Raw genomic sequence first — 16195 nt, forward strand, 5'->3', positions numbered from 1 at the left:
GTTTATCCCTTCGGGCGGTTTGGTCGGGCGCTGTAGACCGCCAGCAGCACCAGGAAGGAGAAGACCAGCATCACCGCCGCCAGGCGGTGGGCGTCCCCGTACTCCATGGCCTCGACATGGTCGTAGATCTGCACCGAGGCGACCCGGGTCACCCCGGGGATGTTGCCGCCGATCATCAGCACCACGCCGAACTCGCCCACCGTGTGGGCGAAGGTCAGGATGCCGGCGGTGAGGAACCCGGGTGCGGCGAGCGGCAGGGCGACGCTGAAGAAGGCATCCAGGGGCGAGGCGCGCAGCGTTGCGGCGACCTCCAGCGGGCGCGTCCCCATGGACTCGAAGGCGTTCTGCAGTGGCTGGACCATGAAGGGCATGGAATAGAAGAGCGAGGCGACCACGAGCCCCCAGAAGGTGAAGGGCAGGAGACCCAGCCCCAGTGCCTGCGTCAACTGCCCGATGGGACCGTTCGGCCCCATGGTGACGAGCAGATAGAAGCCGATCACCGAGGGCGGCAGTACCAGGGGCAGCGCCACCGCGGCGCCGATCGCGCCCTTCCAGCCGGATCTGGTGCGCGCCAGCCACCAGGCGATGGGGGTGCCGATGACGAAGAGCAGCAGGGTGACGACGGTGGCCAGGCGGATGGTGAGCCAGAGGGCCTGAAGGTCGGCGTCGGTCAGCGGCATTGGATCGGCTCCAGTGGTCGGCCGGGGGTAGGGGCGGCGTTCAAACCGGAGGTCGAGGCTTTAGCCGGTCGACAGCGCCTGTCAGCGGCCCTGATCCGGCTAAAGCCTCGCCCTCCGGTTTCCTGGCGGCCGGAACGACGATCAAGGCCGCCGCGAGCAGTTGCCCCGCCCGCGGTATGGTACGGCCTCAGATGCCATAACCGAACGAATGGATGATGCCCCGCGCCTGCTCGCCCTTGAGAAAGGCCATCAGGGCGATGACGGCCGGCTTCTCTTTTCCCTTATTCAGGATCACCGCCGCCTGATTGATTGGCTGGTAGAGCGTCTCCGGCACGATCCAGGCCGAGCCTTCGGTCACCTTGCCGTCCTTGCTGACCTGGGAGAGCGCGACGAACCCGAGTTCCGCGTTGCCCGTGCTGATGAACTGGAAGGCCTGGGCGATATTGTCCGCCTGGACCAGCTTGGGCTCGATGGTCTTGAAGACCTCCATTGCCTTCATCACCGCGACGCCGGCGGCGCCATAGGGGGCGAGCTTCGGATTGGCGATCGACAGGTGCTCGAACTTGCCCTCTTTCAGGACTTTGCCCTTCTGGTCCACGAAGTCGGGCTTGGCGCTCCAGAGCACCAGCTTGCCGACGGCATAGACGAAGGAGGACCCGCGCACCGCCGCCCCTTCCTCTTCCAGCTTGGCCGGGGTCTCCTGGTCCGCGGCCAGCAGGGCCTCGAAGGGGGCGCCGTTCTTGATCTGGGAGTAGAACTTGCCGGTGGACCCGAAGGAGGCGAGTACCTGGTGTCCGGTAGCCGCCGCGAAGGCCTTGGCGATCTCCTGCATGGGCGCGGTGAAGTTGGCGGCGACGGCCACCTGGACCTCATCGGCGCGGGCGGCGAGGGCCGCCCCCAGGAGCGCGAGGGCGAGCGGGAGTGTGCGGATCGGCGTCATGGTTGAGGCTCCGTTGGGTGTCTGGTTCATGCTGAAAAGAAGGGTGTCGCCCAACCCGGCCGTGACCGGGAGGGTGCCGATCAGATGGGGCGCCGGTGTGGATCGGCCGCCATCGCTACTTGCCCCTATATAGCGCGGCATATAGCGCCAGGCGCCATTTAAGATTCAAAACACAGGCCGCGTCAAGGGGCGCTATGCTTGAGTCTGGTGTTCTCCGTGGCCTACACTGCGCCGGTCGTAGCGGTCCGCCGCCGACCCGAGGCGCTCAGTCCCATTTCCCATCTATCGAGATTTATCATGAAAATCAGTGCACGCAACCAGTTCAGCGGGACCGTCGGTGCGGTCAAGGCCGGTGCCGTCAACAGCGAGGTGGAACTGGTGCTCCCGGGTGGCGAGAGGATCGTCGCCGTGGTGACCAATGAAAGCGTCACGGGCCTGGGTCTCAAGGCCGGTGCGGCGGCCGTGGCCTTGGTCAAGGCGTCCTCGGTGCTGGTGATGACCGACAGCGCGGGGCTGCGTCTGAGCGCCCGCAACTGTTTGGCAGGAACCGTGAAGTCGCTGAACCTGGGGCCGGTGAATGCCGAGGTGACCATCGCCCTGGCCGGTGGCACCGAGGTCCATGCCACCATCACGCACGGCGCGGCGGCCGAACTGGGGCTGCAGCAAGGCGGGGCGGCCACGGCGGTATTCAAGGCGCCGTCCGTGATCCTCGGCGTCCCGGCCTGAGGACCCAGGGTGCGGTCCGGCGGCGCAGGCTGACAGCCAGGGCCGGAACCTCAGCCACCCCGGAAGATGAAAGTCCTCCCGTGGGAGCGGCTTGCAGCCGCGATGCGGGGCCGCGGCAACCTGTGACGTTGCGGCAGTTCGCAAGGCCTCGTCGCGGCTGAAGCCGCTCCCACCGCCTCGCCCCGCGACTTTCACGGTAAACTTGGGGCATCGCTCCCGTTCCCCACCGAGTCCGCGTCGTGCCGAGCCCCCTGCTGGCCATCCTCGTCTTAGGCGCCTTTTCCCAGGTCGCCCAGGCGGTGTTGATCCGTGAGGGGCTGGTGGTCTTCTACGGCAACGAGGTGGGTCTGGGGGCCTTCTACGGGAGCTGGCTGCTGTGGCTGGCGGTGGGTGCGGCGGCGGCCCTGGGCTGGGAGGGGCGCCGGGGGGCGCGCCCGGGACTGGATGCCGGGGCGGCGGCGCTTGATGCCTTGCGCCTGATCCTGTGCGCCCTGCCGCTGGTCCTGATCGGGCAGGTCCTGGCCCTGCGCTCGGTGCGCTGGTTCCTGGAGGTCTCGGCGAGCGAGTTCGTTCCCCTGGGCGACCTGTTTCTGGCCGTGACGCTGGTCAACCTGCCGGGCGGGGTGCTGCTCGGGTTTGCCTTTGCCCTGACCTGCGCGGCCCTGGGCGAGCGCGGCGCCGTCGTGGGGCCGGTCGCCCGGACCTATGTGGCGGACGCACTGGGGGCGCTCCTGGGCGGGCTGTTGTTCACCTTCGTCCTGATCCGTTGGCTGGGTCCGGTCGCGACCCTGGGGCTCACGACCGCCACCATGGCGCTGACCGCCGCGTTCCTGGCGGCGCCGCGCACCGGCCCGGGGCCTGGCATGGTCCTTCCCGCGCGCGCCTGGCTCCCCCTGACCCTGGCCCTCACCGGCCTGCTGCTGACATTGCCCCCGATCGCCCGCCCCCTGGACCAGGCCCTGGAGCGCTGGCGCTTCGCGAGCCTCCAGCCCGGGATGGAACTCCTGGACGCACTCGATACCCCCTATGGCCACCTGGCCGTCGCCCGCCTGGGGTCCCAGACCTCGGTGGTGGCGGACGGTCAGGTCCAGCAGAGTTTTCCCCTGCCCCTGGAGGTGGAACGTCAGGCCGCCTATTTTTTCGCCCAGGCCCGGGGCCAAGACCAGGCGGTGCGCCGCGTACTGCTCCTGGGCGGTTACCCGGGCGGGCTGGCGGCGGGGCTCCTGCGCTATCCGGTGGTGCGGATCGATCAGGTGGAACAGGATCGCGCGGCCTTCGCGCGGGTGCGGCCCTACCTGGACGAGGCCGGGCGGGCGTCCCTGGATGACCCGCGCCTGACGCTGCACTTTGCCGCCGCCCGCCGCTTCCTGCGCCTGCTCGAACCCGGGGTCGCCTATGACCTGATCCTGTCCCTGGACGCGACCCCCGCGAGCGCCGCCGGCAACCGTCTCTTCACCCGCGAGGCCTTCGACCTGGCGCGTGCCCGGTTGGCCCCGGGCGGGGTCTTCTGCACCCAGGTGAGTGCCGCCTCCAACTATGTGGGGCGGGCGGTGGGCGGCTACGCGGGCTCGGTCTACCGGACCCTGAAGGCGGTCTTCCCGACCGTCGTCCTGGTCCCCGGCAACCCGCAGGTCTTCTGTGCGGGTGAGGCCCCCGCGCGCCTGACGGAGGACCCGGCCGAACTCCAGCGCCGCTATCTGGCCGCCGCGCCGGCGCGGCACAGCCTGCCGTCCGGAACCTTCGCGACCCTGCTGCCGGCGCCGGATCTCGCCTATCTGCACGCCCGGCTCGACGGCGCCGGGGCGGCGGGGGCGGTCAATACCGATGCCCGGCCGGTGACCTACTATCTGAATATGGTCCTGTGGGGTCAGTTCAGCGGGTCCGGATTCGTGGACTGGCTGGCGGGGCTGCAGCGGCTCGGACCCTGGCCCTATCTGATCCCGCCCCTGCTGTTCGTCGCCCTGTGGCTGCTGCGGGCACTGATGGAAGGCGGGGCAGGGCCGGCGCGGGGGCGCACGGGCGGGGTCGTCGCCCTGGTCGTGATCGGGTTCATCGCCATGGCGGGCCAGTTGGCGCTGCTTTTCAGTTATCAGGCCCAAGTGGGGCTGGTCTTCGAGCGGGTGGCACTGCTCAACGGGCTCTTCATGACCGGGCTCGCGCTCGGCGGCGGCGCGGTGCGGGCGCTCGCGGCCGGGCGGCGGGCGGACCTGCACCTGATGGGCCTGCTGGCGGGCGCGGCCCTTGGTCTCACGCTGCTGCCGACGGCCCTGGAGGGCCTGGCGACCCTGGGTGAGGATGCCCGGGAGGCGGGCTATCTCGCCCTGACGCTCGCCTTGGGGCTGGTGGCCGGGGCCGGTTTCACCCTCTGTGTCGGTCTCGGTCAAGGCACGGCCGGCGCCTCGGCGCTGCGCGGGGGGGGCCTGGCGATGGCGGCGGACAGCCTGGGCGGGGCTCTGGGCGGTCTGGTTACCGGGGCCCTCATGGTCCCGATCCTGGGGGTGGCGGTGACCTGCCGCGTCCTGGCCGTGCCGGCGCTGCTGGCCCTGGTGCCGCTGGTCTATCGGCGCCTGGTACCTGGCGTGGGGCCGGGTCCCCGCGCGCAGGCGTCCTTTCCCTGGCCGGGGGTCGGGTGGGGGCTGCTCTATGGCGTGCTGCTGGTCTATGCCTGGCACCTGGCGGCGCTCCAGGCGCGTCCGGGGCCGCAGGTGCGGTTCGATCAGGAGGCCCTGGCGCAGCTCAGCGGTTCGAGCCGGTTCACGCCGGTGGAGTCGCCCTTCGTCCACTATCTGGGCGGCGCGGCGGGGGACGGTGAGCCGCAGACGGTGACCCTGGCGAGTGCCGCCGCGGGCCCCGGCGTCAGCGGCTTCGCGGGGCCGATCCAACTGCTGCTCGCGCTCGGGCGCGACGGGACCCTGCGCGGGGTGCGCCTGCTCGACTCCCGGGAGACGCCGTCCTACATCACCGGGATCGAGACCTGGCTCGCCGGGCTGGCCGGGGCCGATCTGTCCCAGGCGCCCCTGTCGCTGGCGCGGGTGGACGGGCTGAGCGGGGCCACGGTGACCAGTCGGGCGGTCCTGGCGACAATCAACAACGCCGCCCGGCGGGCGACACAGGTCGCCTTCGGGCGGCCCCTGCCGCCCCCGGCCGCGGCACCCGGGGGCGGTGCCGATTGGGGGCTGGGTGCCACGGCCGTCTTGGTCCTCCTGTTCTTCCCGGTCTATTTTTCCGGCAGTGGGCGGGCGCGGCTGCTGTTGCAGGGCGCCGCCCTGGGCGTGCTGGGGTTCTGGCTCAATACCCTGGTCACGGAGTTGGACCTCGTGAACCTCAGTCAGGGCCATGCGGCGGCCCCGGCCGAGAACCCCCAGCGCTGGCTGCTGCTCGGCTTCGTCGCGGTCAGCTCGGTCCTGTTCGGCCAGGTCTGGTGCGGCTTTCTGTGCCCCTTCGGCGCGCTGCAGGAATTCGTCTCCCGCCTGGGGCGCCGGCTGGGTCTGTGGACCTGGCCGGACCGGCCCCTGGAACAGGCGTCGCGCTATCTCAAGTTTCTGTTGCTGGCCGCGCTCCTGGTCCTGGTCTGGACCACGGGGGAGGGCGCCTGGGCGACCTTCAACCCGATGCAGCAGGTCTTCGGCGGGCAACTGCGTGGGTGGATGCTCGTCCTGACCGGGGCGGTCATCGCCGGGTCCCTGGTCTATTATCGCTTCTGGTGCCGCTATCTGTGCCCCCTGGGGGCCTTCCTCGCCTTGGGCAACAAGCTGGCGCTGTTGCAGCGGCTGGGTCCGCGGCGGCGCTTCGAGCACTGCGACCTGGGGGTCAAAGGTGACCATGATCTGGACTGCATCCGCTGTCACCGCTGCCTGGCGGGGCGGGATACCCATCTGCCGCGGGGGCCGAAGCTTCCGGGCCGGCGCGCGGCCCTTGATCGTCCTTCCGGCCACGATCGGCAATCGGCGTAGGGTGCGCCGCGCGCACCTTGCGCAGGGACGCAACGGCAGCGCGGTGGCACGGGTGCGCGCGGCGCACCCTACGGGCCCTCCGGCCGCAACGACGATCGAGACCGGTGCGCGGACCCTTGCGGGCGACTATAGTTGGTCATGGTTCCGGCTGCCCCGGGCCGGAGTCCAAGGCTTCAGCCTTGGATGGCCAGGACCAAGGCTGAAGGCTTGGACTCCAAAACGTGGCCGCGGGCCGGAACGATGATCAAGGCCGCCTTGGCGACCCACCAGAAGAGAAGGCGATGACTAATCCCCCGTATCCGCTCGCTCATTTCCTGCTGATTGCGCTGCTGCCCGCATTGTTCGGTATGCCCGTCCAGGCGCAGGACGAGACCGCCGCGCCGGTCGCGACCGCCCCGGCAGTGGACGGCGCCGCCGCGGCCGGCCCCCGGGCCCGCTTGCCCGAACAGGACCGCTGGTTCGGCATGATCTCGGATCTCCATTTCGATCCGTTCTACGACCCGTCCCTGGTCGCCCGGCTGGCCGCCGCCGAACCGTCGCGATGGGAGGAGATTTTCGCCGCCTCATCCATCACCACACCGAGCGCCTCAGGCAGCGATACCAACTTTCCGCCGCACATGGACGAGTTTCGTGTGCTGGCGGACGAGGCGGGTAAACCATTCACGTTCGAGCGCGTGGTCCCGTCCATCAGTCCGATTTACGGAAACAATCCCGGCTACCAGGTCTACCGTTACGATCGGTCCACCGGCGCACCGGTTGACTATGTGACAATGACCTACAAGGAAGCAGCCGACACCGGCGGCAACTCGCAGTGGACTAAGGAATATGGCTTCGAGGAGGCCTACGGGGTTGGGCCGCTGACGCCGTCGAGCCTGACCCTGCTGTCGGCAGGAATTATTTCCGATCCGAACCTGCGCACCAAATTCATCGCCTATTACGGCGGTGAAGCGAGCCCCGGACCCATCCCGGCCGGCAGTTGGCAGTCACCCGCCTGCGCCTTGACGAATCTCGACGCGCAAGCGTTCTCCACCTGTTGTGTTGGGGTCTCCCGGTAACTTCTCGTTGTCGTTGTCGTTGTCGTTGTCGTAATCGTAATCGGAGAAACGATGCAATTCTGGGTGCGGGCCTCGATCATAATCCCGGCCACTGGGAGCGCCGCACCCCAGTGCGGCGCGATCTCGCTGGCGACCGCGGCCTTGCGTGCTGCGGACAGGGCGGGCCGCACTGGGGTGCGGCGCTCCCAGTCGGTCGGCCTGAAGGCCGACCGGGCCTTGATCATAAATCCGGCCAAGACCTAGCGTAGGGCTTGGTTAACCCCCACTGGAGAGCGGCAGGACCCGCGAAATTGTGTACCCTTGGAAGTGCAAACAAACCGAGGGAGAAGCACGATGTTCGAAGGTCCTGCCGGGATCGACTTTAGCGCAGACATCGGGTCGACGCCATCGGGCGTGGTCCGGCGGTCGGCCGGCGGTGGGTCGTGAAGCACCGCTCGCGCCTGGAGCGAGCCGAACAGCGCGGGGCGGCCGTGGCCCGCTTGGCGACGGGGCAGCCGCAACGCCACGTCGCCGCCGAACTGGGCGTGGCGCGCAGCACCTTGCAGGACTGGTGCAAGCCGACCCCGGTCGGCGCGGCCCCGGCGGTGTTGGCAGCCTTCGTGGCGACCCCTGAGGGCGTGCAGTGGCTGCACCAAGTGGTGGTGGCGGCGCACTTCGTCATCACGCTGCACGGCGGTGCCGGGGTGCGGATGGTGTGTGAATTCTTGAAGTTGAGTGGGTTGTCGGCGTTCGTCGGCGCGAGCTATGGCACCCACCAGGCCCTCAATGCGGCCTTGGAGGAGATGGTGGTCGCCGTGGCGCGTGAGCAACGGGCGGCGTTGGCGGTGGGCATGCCGCACCGCGCGATCACGGCGTGCGAGGATGAGACCTTTCATCCGCAGATTTTGTTGGTCATGTTGGAGCCGGTGTCGAACTTTCTGCTGCGCGAACAGTACGCCGCCGATCGCACGGCGGCCACCTGGACGCAGGCGTTGCGCGCGGGTCTGGACGGCTTGAACGTGACCGTGATCCAGGGCACCAGCGACGAGGCCACAGCGTTGCGCCGCCATATCCAGACGGATTGTGCGGCCCATCATTCCCCGGACCTGTTTCATGTGCAACAGGAGGTGTCCAAGGGCACCAGCCTACACTTGGTCCGCCACGTGAAACAGGCGGGCGCCAGCGTCGCGGCCGCCCAGACGTCGCTGGACGCTGAGCGGGCGACCGCGCAGGCCTATGACGCCCAATCCCCGCGTCCGCGCGGGCGCCCACCGGCGTTCGCGCCCCGCATTGAAGCCGCCCTGGCGGTCGTGGTGCAGGCCGAAGCCGATCAGGTACAGGCGCAAGCGCGTCAGGCCGAGGCCCGTGAACTGGTGCGTGAGTTGGGGACCCTCTATCACCCCTATGAGTTGGAGCAGGGACAGGCGCAGCCCGTGGCGCGCATCGCGCAACGCTTTGCCGACGTGTGGACGCGGCTGCAACAGCTGGCCGACGCGGCCGATCTGCCAACGCGCGCCCGTGAGCGCCTGGCCAAGGCGCAGCGCCTGACGATTCAGTTCCTTGCCACCATTACCTTTTTCTTTGCGACCGTGCAGGCCAAGGTCGAGGCGCTGAATCTGCCGCCCGCCGTGGAACTGGCGTTGCTCACGCAGCTGATTCCGGCGCTCTACCTCGAGCGCGTCGCCAATCGCAGCACGCTCGCTGAACCGCGCCACCGTCTGCACGCCCTGAGCCGGCAGTTGCTCGAACCGCTGCGCCAACGCGATCATCCGCTCCAGGCCCTCCCAGAGGCCGAGCGCGCGCGCCTCGAACAGGTGGCCGGTGACTGCGCCGACCTGTTCCAGCGCAGCAGTTCCAGCGTGGAGGGGCGCAACGGCCAACTGTCCCTACATCACCATGGCCGACATCGCCTGAGCGACCGCAAGCTCGAGGCACTGACCGCCGTACATAACTTCCACCTCCGTCGCCCCGACGGGACCACTGCCGCTGAGCGCTTCTTCGGCCGGGCCCACGAAACGCTGTTCGCGCAGGTGCTCCAGCGCATGCCGTTGCCCCCGCCGCCAGCGCGCCGACGACCGCGCCCGCCCAAGCCGCCCGCGCTCCTGCCGGTAGCGGCGTAACGGGGGTGGCCGGAACGATGATCAAGGCCGCCGACCGACACACCGCGGTGGCCGGAGCGATGATCGAGGCCGGGGTGCGAGAGAATCCGGGGCGCTACGATAACCTCGATTACGACCACGACCACGGTGCGAAGAGTATTCTGACGATGAACCTGTCGATGCGACATTGGCGCGCCCGTGAGGCGCGCTTCCTCGGCCTCATTGCGCTCAGCCTGGTGCTGATCGCCCTCGGCCTGGGGGACGCGCTGCGCGCCGCCGCCCAGCCCGGCAGTGGCTACCGGATGCTCGACCGCAAGGCCCTGGAGCGGCGTATTCAGGCCGGGGAGCTCAGCGAGCGGGAGGCCGGCTGGTATCATCCCTCGACCCCGGACGAGACCGGCGGCGCCAAGTAACGAGTTAAGAACGAGTTAAACGCAGTCGTTGTCGTTGTCGTAATCGGAGAAGCGATGCATTTTTTGGGGTGCGAGAGAATCCGGAGCGCTACGATAATCTCGACAACGACAACGACAACGACAACGACAACGACAACGACAACGACAACGAAAATGGCGCTACAGGCGGTCCCGAGTGGAATTGTTCAACTTATTAATGAACCGTTGCCGGAGATCTTTGACCTAAGGCCCAACACCGATGACTGCCGTCACCTGCGAACTCTGCCCGCGCGCCTGCGTGATCCCCGAGGGGGCGGCGGGGGATTGCCGTATCCGGGTCAACCTCGGCGGGCGGCTGCGTGCCACGACCTATGGGCGGCCCTCCGCCATCCATATCGATCCGATGGAGAAGAAGCCCCTTTACCACTTTCACTCCGGGTCGCAGGTCTTTTCCATCGCCACCGCCGGGTGCAACCTGCATTGTCTCAATTGCCAGAACTGGCAATTGTCACAGCGCGGCGGGGAGGAGATGGAGGAGGTCTATCGCGCCGATCCGGCGCAGTTGGTCGCGGCGGCGCGGGACGCGGGGTGCCGCTCGCTCGCCTACACCTATTCCGACCCGATCGTCTGGTATGAATATGTCGAGGACAGCGCCGTGCTGGCCCGCGCCCAGGGGCTCGCCAATGTGTTCGTCACCGCCGCCTATATCAACCGCAAGCCCTTGCGGCGGCTGTGCCGGGTGCTGGACGCTACCAACGCCGATCTCAAGGCATTCGACGACGGCTTCTATCGGCGGGTCAATGGCGGGACCCTGAAGCCGGTCCTGGAGGCCCTGGTGACATTCCGGGAGGAGGGGGTCTGGACCGAGCTGACCAATCTGGTGATCCCGACCCTGAACGATGACCTGGCCATGATCCGGCGTATGGCCCGCTGGATCGTCGCCGAGCTGGGGGCCGACACCCCGCTGCACTTCAGCCGCTTCCACCCCGAGTACCGGATGCGCAACCTCCCGCCGACCCCGGCCGCGACCCTGCAACAGGCGCGCGCCGAGGCCCTGGACGCCGGCCTCAAGTATGTCTATATCGGCAATGTCATGGGGGACGCGGGCAACTCGACCTACTGCCCCCGCGACGGGACCCTGCTGATCGGGCGCAGTGGTTTTGTCATTACCCATTACGGGCTGACGGCGCAGGGGCGCTGCCCGACCTGCAATGATCCGATTCCCGGGGTCTGGTAGTCCCGGGTGGTCCAAGAAAGATGAAGAGGGGGCGGAAATGAACGCAAATGAACGCAAATGGCGGACTGGCCAGGTGACGCGGACCCTGGCGTCGGCGCGCCAGCTCTGGGGCCTGGATCCTTATCCCGGCCGCAGGGAGACCGGAGGTCGAGGCTTTAGCCGGTCGATATTGCCTGTCAGCGGCCCTGGTCCGGCTAAAGCCTCGACCTCCGGTGCGCAACGCCCCGGGGACGGTCGGAGCCATGCTCAATGCCTGTCTCGGCGAGGCTTCCTCGGTCTGTGCGTTGGCCTGCTGGGCCTGATCTGCTCCCCGATCGGGACGCCCGGCCGGCAGTCCGGTCCCGCCGGCGGGGGCGATGCGGCCCCCCCGGCGCTGGCCGCCGGGCCGCGCGAGCGGGCATTGTACGAGGCGGACTTCTATCGACCCCACGAACTGGCCGGATGAGGACCCCACCATGGAATATGCCCTGAGTGCCTTCAATGCGCCGTGCGGCAGAGCCGGCAAATTCGCTCTTATTTGCGTTCATTTGCGTTCATTTGCGGACAATCTTCTGTCCGCCGCACCGGCCGCGCCGTTGCGCGTCCTGCTGCTGCTCGGTCTGATCCTCCTGGGTCCGGGCGTCACGGTGGCCGCGGGCCTGCGCGAGAGCGCCCTGGCCGGGTCCTGGTACCCCGCGGACCCGGCGGCGCTCGGTGCGCGCGTGGACGGCTTTCTATCCGCCGCCCAGGCCCGCCCGCCGGCCGGGACCATCCGCGCGCTGATCGTCCCCCACGCCGGCTATGACTATAGTGGACCCACCGCGGGCGCGGGCTATGCCCTGGTCAAGGGCCAGTCCTACCGCCGGGTGCTGATCCTGGCACCCTCCCACCACCGCGGCTTTCGCGGCCTCTCGGTCGATGCGGTGGACGCCTATCGCACCCCGCTGGGCGAGGTCCCGCTGGACCTGGAGGCGGTGCGGACCCTGCGCGCCTCGCCGCTGGTGCGCGCCGATGGGGACGCCGGGGGCGCCGAGCACAGCATCGAGATCCAACTCCCCCTGCTGCAACGCGCCCTGGCCCCGGGCTGGCGCCTGGTCCCGGTCCTGGTGGGGGACTTGGCGGGTGCCGACGACCGCACCGCGGCCGAACTGCTGCGCCCGCTGGCGGATGCTGATACCCTGGTGGTGGTCTCCAGTGACTTCACCCACTACGGGCCGCGTTTCGGCTATCTGCCCTTTGCCCTTGACGGTCAGATCGCGGGGCGCCTCGAAGACCTGGACGGCGGGGCCATCGAGCGGATCCTGGCCAAGGACGCGGCGGGCTTTCTGGCCTACCAGGCGCGCACCGGGGTCACCATCTGCGGCTATCGGCCGATCGACATACTGCTGCGGATGCTCGGGCCCGGGGCGCGGGTGGAGCGCATCGCCTATACCACCAGCGGGGCCCTGACCGGGGACTATCGCAACTCGGTGAGTTATGCGGTGTTGGTGGTGACTGATCCCGCACCCTTGGCGGCTGCGGCCCCGGACTTGCCGCCGGCCGGCGCCGGGGACTCCGCAACGCAAACGCAGCTCACGGCACCGAGCCGGCCTTCGGCGGTCGCGGCGCCACCCGCGGAGTCGGACCTCAAGGCCCTGCACCAACTCGCTATTGTCTCCTTGGACCGGGCCGTTCTCGGCCCCTCGGCGGAGCGCGACGCGGCCGCCCGCCAGGTCGCGGCGGCCCTCCCGGACCACCTGCGCGCCCCCGCCGGGGCCTTCGTCACGCTCAAGCTCCATGGGGAACTGCGCGGTTGCATCGGCACCATCGAGCCCCGGGAACCCCTGGATCGTGCGATCATCGCCAATGCGGACAACGCCGCCCGCCGGGACCCGCGCTTCAACCCGGTGGCGCCCGCCGAGCTCAGGGACCTGGAGGTGGAGGTCAGTGTCCTGACGCCGCCGCGCCCCATCGCCTCCTGGGAGGCGTTCCGGGTCGGGGAGGAGGGCATCGTCCTGAGCAAGGACGGGCGCCGGGCGGTGTTCCTGCCGGAGGTCGCCCTCGGGCAGGGCTGGACGCGGGAAGAGACCCTGTCCTACCTGGCGCGCAAGGCCGGACTGCCCGCGGACGCCTGGCGCGACGGGGCGAGCTTCACCGTCTTCACCACCACCAAATACGCGGCGCCTTATCCGGCAGGAACGCCGGGGCGCTGAACCTGATCGGGAGTGCTTTTGGCACCGTTGTCGTTGTCGTTGTCGTTGTCGTAATCGAGGTTATCGTAGCGCCCCGGATTCTCTCGTACCCCAAAATTGCATCGCTTCTCCGATTTCGACAACGACAACGACAACGACAACGACGACAACGACGACAACGACAACGACAACGATTATGTCTGTGTTTAGCTTGTTCTTGACTCGTTACTAAGACTACCAACCACCATCGCGGACCTCTGACCTTATGGAACTCACCCCCCTGCAACGCACGACCCTGCCCTGCGGCCCCCTGGCCTATCGCCAGACGGGCAGCGGCACGCCCCTGATCCTGATCCACGGTTGGCGCGGCGCCTCCAGCCATTGGCAAGGCACCCTGGACGACCTGGCGGATATCCGTAACGTCCACGCCATCGATCTGCCCGGTCACGGCGAGACCCCGCCGCGCGAGGCGCAGATCACCACCGAGGGCCTGGCGCGGCTGATCGTCGCCTACGCCGATCAGGCGGGGTTGGACCAGTTCGACCTGGTCGGGCACTCCTACGGGGCGGCCGTCGCGGTCGCCATCGCCGCCCAGTGGCCGGGGCGGGTGCGGCGCCTGGTGCTCAGCAGCATGGGCACCGCGCGCAACGACCTGGAGCAGACGGCGCTGACCCAGACCCATAGCTTCATGAACCTGACCCTGCCCTGGTGGCGCCCCTGGTTTGCCATGACGCGGCCCTGGCCGGGGCAATGGCAGCCCTGGGTCGACTGGGTCGGCGCGGACCCGGCGCTGAGCCGCACCATCGCCGCGGCGGCCCTGCGGCAACTGCCGGCCGACCAGGAGATCGTCAGCGAAGGGGTGCGCGAGTTCCTGACCACGGACCCACTCTGTGCCATGGAGGTCGCGATCGACGCGGCCAGCCCCAACTTCGTCGCCGCGCTGGCGCGCATCACCGCCCCCGTCCTCCTGCTCAGCGGCGACCGTGATCCCATCATGCCGGCCGCCGGGGTCGCGGCCCTGGCCGAGCGCCTGCCGGACTGCCGCACCGTGCTGTTCGACGACTGCGGGCACATGCCAATGATCGAGTGGCCGGACCACTTCCACCGTGAACTGCGGGGGTTCCTGAGCGATGATGAGGTACCAAGCAGCCACTAGCTGCTAGCCGCTAGCTACTAGCCGCTAGCTACTAGCCGCTAGCTACTAGCCGCTAGCTACTAGCCACTAGTCATCGACCCTGCTTATCCGGACCCGCTGCCATGGAAATCACCCCCCTGCAACGCCTCACGCTGCCCTGCGGCCCGCTCGCCTACCGTCAGGCGGGCAGCGGCGCGCCGCTCATCCTGATCCACGGATGGCGGGGCTCGTCCAACCACTGGCAGCACACCTTGTCGGCCCTTGCGGACATTCGCTGCGTCTACGCCATCGACCTGCCCGGTCACGGTGCGACCCCGTCGGTCGGGGATCGACTCACCACCGAGGCCCTGGCCCGGTTGGCGATCGACTTTGCGGACAAGCTGGGGCTCGCGCAGTTCGACCTGGTCGGGCACTCCTATGGTGCGGCCGTCGCGGTCGCCATCGCGGCCGCCTGGCCCGACCGGGTGCGGCGGCTGGTGCTGGTCAGCTTGGGCACGGTGCGCGACGACCTGGAGCATTACGCCCTGACCCAGGCCCACTCCTATCTGACCCTGGTGCTGCCCTGGTGGCGGCCCTGGCTCGCCCTGGCGCGCCCCTGGCCGGGGCAGTGGCAGCCCTGGATCGACTGGGTGGGCGACCAGCCGACGATGAGTCAGGCGATTGCCGGGGGCTTCCTGCGGCAGGTGCCCGAGGATCATGCCGTGGTCACCGACGGGGTCCGCGAGTTCCTGAACACCGACCCACTCTCCGCCCTGGAGGTCTGGATCGACGCCACCAGCCCCGCCTTCATCGCCGCCTTGGCGAAGATCACCGCCCCCGCCCTCCTGCTCAGCGGCGACCGGGACCTGGTCTCGCCCGCCACCGGCGTCGCGGCCCTGGCCGAGCGGCTGGGTGGGTGTCGGATGGTGTTGCTCCCGGACTGCGGACACATGCCGATGATCGAGTGGCCGGAGCCCTTTCACCGCGCGTTGCGGGAGTTTCTGAACGCGGGCGAGGGTGCCGGGCAACCAACCTAATGCGCTTACGGGTAAGACCCTGACGAGCCAGGGCGCCCCACGATCTACCCGTCCAGCGCCGCAATCTTGCCGCGGGCACCGCCACCCCTGCGCGCGAATCCCGACAGGCCCGCGCAGCCCAACGCGAACAGCATCAGGCTGCCGGGCTCGGGAGTCCCAACGACGGTCACGGCGGTCCCTTGGATGTTCGTGTCCAGGGCCTCGCCCTGCGCGTCGGCGAGTGCATTGATGGTCAATGACATCACCGTGGTGCCGGGGCTGTCGCCGGTAAAGGTCAAGGTGGCGAGCCGGAACGCGCTGCCCTGCAGATCGTCGAGATAAGGCGGCAAACAGAAGATACAGTTTGCCGCATTTGCCTCCAGCAGGCTCGTATTAATCAGATGGATCGTTCCTGCCACACTGGTATCGGCGGACGGATAGGCCTCCGGCGGGCTGGCATTCGGATCGCCGAGACCGGTATCGAACGCCACGCCGGCCGGCGACAGCAGCGCTGGATTGAACGCGATGATGACATCGAAGGCACCCAGCGACGGTGCCGTATGATCGCCGAGTCCGCTGACCAGCAACTCGATGTTAACGATGGCCCCGACTGAAACCGTCGCCGGACTCGCGGTCAGGCTCAGTAGCGGAAACGCCGACGCGGTGAGCGCCGTGCCGGCCAGCACGGCTCCGAACAATGGCCTCAGCAGGCTGTTCATGGTGCACCTCTCCCCTTCAAGGCCCAGCTTGCGCTGTGCCGGTTGAGAAATTCGGATACGACCGGTGGGTCGGCCTCGATCGTCGTTGCGGCCGGAGGGCCCGTAGGGTGCGCCGCGCGCACCCGTGCCACGACG

General features: G+C 68.8%; 14 protein-coding genes. 11 read left to right on the forward strand and 3 right to left on the reverse strand.

The genetic code is table 11. The features are described 5' to 3' along the window. Positions 1–2: 2 nt before the first annotated feature. On the reverse strand, positions 3–680 hold the full coding sequence (gene modB / locus THSYN_RS09730; RefSeq protein WP_100918962.1) for a molybdate ABC transporter permease subunit: 678 nt from the start codon (positions 678–680) through the stop codon (positions 3–5). Positions 681–867: 187 nt separating this feature from the next. Then, on the reverse strand, positions 868–1620 hold the full coding sequence (gene modA / locus THSYN_RS09735; protein ID WP_100918963.1) for a molybdate ABC transporter substrate-binding protein: 753 nt from the start codon (positions 1618–1620) through the stop codon (positions 868–870). 297 nt (positions 1621–1917) lie between these two features. Here modA and THSYN_RS09740 point away from each other — a divergent pair, with 297 nt between their 5' ends. From THSYN_RS09740 to THSYN_RS09785, 11 genes are all read left to right on the forward strand, one after another. Beyond that, on the forward strand, positions 1918–2346 hold the full coding sequence (locus THSYN_RS09740) for a TOBE domain-containing protein (protein WP_100918964.1): 429 nt from the start codon (positions 1918–1920) through the stop codon (positions 2344–2346). 239 nt (positions 2347–2585) lie between these two features. Beyond that, complete coding sequence (locus tag THSYN_RS09745; RefSeq protein WP_100918965.1) at positions 2586–6299, forward strand: 4Fe-4S binding protein; 3714 nt, start codon at positions 2586–2588, stop codon at positions 6297–6299. A gap of 221 nt (positions 6300–6520) precedes the next feature. After that, complete coding sequence (locus tag THSYN_RS09750; RefSeq protein ID WP_157817557.1) at positions 6521–7354, forward strand: acid sphingomyelinase family protein; 834 nt, start codon at positions 6521–6523, stop codon at positions 7352–7354. 51 nt (positions 7355–7405) lie between these two features. Next, the gene (locus tag THSYN_RS09755) at positions 7406–7597 is read left to right on the forward strand and encodes a hypothetical protein (protein ID WP_100918967.1); all 192 of its coding nucleotides are present in this window, start codon (positions 7406–7408) and stop codon (positions 7595–7597) included. A gap of 179 nt (positions 7598–7776) precedes the next feature. Then, complete coding sequence (locus THSYN_RS33625; RefSeq protein ID WP_100918590.1) at positions 7777–9453, forward strand: DUF6399 domain-containing protein; 1677 nt, start codon at positions 7777–7779, stop codon at positions 9451–9453. Positions 9454–9470: 17 nt separating this feature from the next. Next, on the forward strand, positions 9471–9845 hold the full coding sequence (locus THSYN_RS09765) for a type 2 periplasmic-binding domain-containing protein (protein ID WP_100918968.1): 375 nt from the start codon (positions 9471–9473) through the stop codon (positions 9843–9845). A gap of 68 nt (positions 9846–9913) precedes the next feature. Continuing rightward, entirely contained in the window at positions 9914–10042 is a 129-nt protein-coding gene (locus tag THSYN_RS36640; protein ID WP_257791240.1) for a hypothetical protein, read from the forward strand. A 41-nt stretch (positions 10043–10083) separates the two neighbouring features. After that, positions 10084–11061 carry an AmmeMemoRadiSam system radical SAM enzyme gene (amrS, locus tag THSYN_RS09770; RefSeq protein WP_100918969.1) on the forward strand — a complete coding sequence of 326 codons (978 nt, stop codon included), beginning with the start codon at positions 10084–10086 and terminating at the stop codon, positions 11059–11061. A 455-nt stretch (positions 11062–11516) separates the two neighbouring features. Beyond that, positions 11517–13232, forward strand: a complete 1716-nt coding sequence (gene amrB / locus THSYN_RS09775) for an AmmeMemoRadiSam system protein B (protein ID WP_172965256.1) — start codon at positions 11517–11519, stop codon at positions 13230–13232. A gap of 244 nt (positions 13233–13476) precedes the next feature. After that, positions 13477–14367, forward strand: coding sequence for an alpha/beta fold hydrolase (locus tag THSYN_RS09780; RefSeq protein WP_100918971.1), 891 nt, complete (start codon positions 13477–13479; stop codon positions 14365–14367). A 101-nt stretch (positions 14368–14468) separates the two neighbouring features. Next, complete coding sequence (locus THSYN_RS09785; RefSeq protein WP_100918972.1) at positions 14469–15362, forward strand: alpha/beta fold hydrolase; 894 nt, start codon at positions 14469–14471, stop codon at positions 15360–15362. 44 nt (positions 15363–15406) lie between these two features. On the opposite strand, the gene THSYN_RS09790 is transcribed toward THSYN_RS09785, so the two are convergent. After that, positions 15407–16060, reverse strand: coding sequence for a PEP-CTERM sorting domain-containing protein (locus THSYN_RS09790; protein WP_100918973.1), 654 nt, complete (start codon positions 16058–16060; stop codon positions 15407–15409). Positions 16061–16195 lie beyond the last annotated feature (135 nt).

The organism is Candidatus Thiodictyon syntrophicum (genome assembly GCF_002813775.1).
Classification (GTDB): domain Bacteria; phylum Pseudomonadota; class Gammaproteobacteria; order Chromatiales; family Chromatiaceae; genus Thiodictyon; species Thiodictyon syntrophicum.

Bases quoted from the DNA above. Each gene is read 5' to 3' on its own strand.
- THSYN_RS09780 (WP_100918971.1), top strand. From the start codon at position 13,477: ATGGAACTCACCCCCCTGCAACGCACGACCCTGCCCTGCGGCCCCCTG.
- THSYN_RS09785 (WP_100918972.1), top strand. From the start codon at position 14,469: ATGGAAATCACCCCCCTGCAACGCCTCACGCTGCCCTGCGGCCCGCTC.
- amrB (WP_172965256.1), top strand. From the start codon at position 11,517: ATGGAATATGCCCTGAGTGCCTTCAATGCGCCGTGCGGCAGAGCCGGC.
- amrS (WP_100918969.1), top strand. From the start codon at position 10,084: ATGACTGCCGTCACCTGCGAACTCTGCCCGCGCGCCTGCGTGATCCCC.
- modB (WP_100918962.1), bottom strand. From the start codon at position 680: ATGCCGCTGACCGACGCCGACCTTCAGGCCCTCTGGCTCACCATCCGC.
- modA (WP_100918963.1), bottom strand. From the start codon at position 1,620: ATGACGCCGATCCGCACACTCCCGCTCGCCCTCGCGCTCCTGGGGGCG.
- THSYN_RS09755 (WP_100918967.1), top strand. From the start codon at position 7,406: ATGCAATTCTGGGTGCGGGCCTCGATCATAATCCCGGCCACTGGGAGC.
- THSYN_RS09765 (WP_100918968.1), top strand. From the start codon at position 9,471: ATGATCAAGGCCGCCGACCGACACACCGCGGTGGCCGGAGCGATGATC.
- THSYN_RS09740 (WP_100918964.1), top strand. From the start codon at position 1,918: ATGAAAATCAGTGCACGCAACCAGTTCAGCGGGACCGTCGGTGCGGTC.
- THSYN_RS09790 (WP_100918973.1), bottom strand. From the start codon at position 16,060: ATGAACAGCCTGCTGAGGCCATTGTTCGGAGCCGTGCTGGCCGGCACG.